Genomic DNA, 1,144 nt, shown 5'->3' with positions numbered 1-1,144 from the left:
CTCGTACCCGGACCACTGCGCCCACCAGCCGGCCGTGGCCAGCACGAGACGCGCCAGCGCGCTGCCACCGGCCCGGCGCTGCCTGCCCGTCATCACCATCACCGCCTACGCCCCGCGCCCCTGACGGGTGCGGCCTGCTGCCGGTGGGCGGGGACCGCGGCCTCCGCCGGGGCCGGCCGGCCGGGGGCCGCGGCGGCAGTGGGGGTGGTGGTGGAGCGGGAGCGGGCGGCGGCCGCGGACGCCCGGGGCCGGGAGGGGGCCGGTGCGCCGGGCGGGGTGGTCAGGGAGGTGAGGGTGGCGTCGACGAGGCGGCCGACCAGGGCGCTGCCGGTGGCTTCCTGCCAGGAGGTGGCGGTGGTGAGGCGGTTCAGGTGCTGGGCGTCGGTGTCGGTGCCGTGATGTTCGCCGAGCTGCTGCATGCGGGGTCTCGGTGTCGCGGCGGTGCTCGTACTCCTGGCAGCGGGCCGGCGGATGCGGCCGGAAAACCCCGCCCAGGTTCGGAGGATTCTTGTCGTATCGCGGGCGAGTCGCATACGTTGACCTGCATGTATAGGGGGATGGAGCTAGCGGGCCGCTACCGGCTCGAGAGCCGGTTGGGGCACGGCGGCATGGGCGAGGTATGGGCGGCGTCCGATCTGAGGCTGCGCCGTACCGTCGCGGTCAAGACGGTACTCACCTCCCATCTGCGTGACGAACGGCTCGCTGCCCAGGTCCTGGCCCGTTTCCGCCGTGAGGGCGAAGCAGCCGCCCGGCTGAACCACCGCAACATCGCCGTCGTCCACGACCTGGGCGAGCACCGGGAGACGAGCGCCGACGGGCAGGTGGAAGTCTCTCCGTTTCTCGTCATGGAGTTCCTGGAAGGTCGTGATCTCGCGACGGTCCTGCGCGAGGACCACCCCGGCGGGCTCCCGCTGGAGCAGGTGGTGGAGTACGGCGCCCAGGTGTGCGACGGGCTGGCCGCCGCCCACACGCAAAACATCGTCCACCGCGACATCAAGCCGGCCAACCTCATGCTGCTCGACGACGGCACCGTCAAGATCTGCGACTTCGGGATCGCCCAGGTCCAGGACGGCACGATCGGCCTGACCATGACCGGAGCGCTGCTCGGCAGCCCTCACTACATGGCTCCCGAGCAGCTCAGAGG

The 1,144-nt window shown here is 72.3% G+C and carries 2 protein-coding genes; one reads left to right on the top strand and one right to left on the bottom strand.

Annotation, left to right across the window (positions count from 1 at the left end; translation table 11 throughout):
* Positions 1-98 precede the first annotated feature (98 nt).
* Positions 99-419, bottom strand: a complete 321-nt coding sequence (locus tag ACFW48_RS38790) for a hypothetical protein (RefSeq protein WP_386323396.1) — start codon at positions 417-419, stop codon at positions 99-101.
* A 126-nt stretch (positions 420-545) separates the two neighbouring features.
* Here ACFW48_RS38790 and ACFW48_RS38785 point away from each other — a divergent pair.
* On the top strand, positions 546-1,144 hold a 599-nt coding region (locus ACFW48_RS38785), incomplete at its 3' end, for a serine/threonine-protein kinase (RefSeq protein WP_386323394.1).

It is taken from the genome of Streptomyces sp. NPDC058812 (assembly GCF_042744565.1).
GTDB classification, from domain to species: Bacteria; Actinomycetota; Actinomycetes; order Streptomycetales; family Streptomycetaceae; genus Streptomyces; species Streptomyces thinghirensis.
Note: the sequence above shows the minus strand (reverse complement) of the source record. Positions and strands in the feature narration are given on the sequence as shown.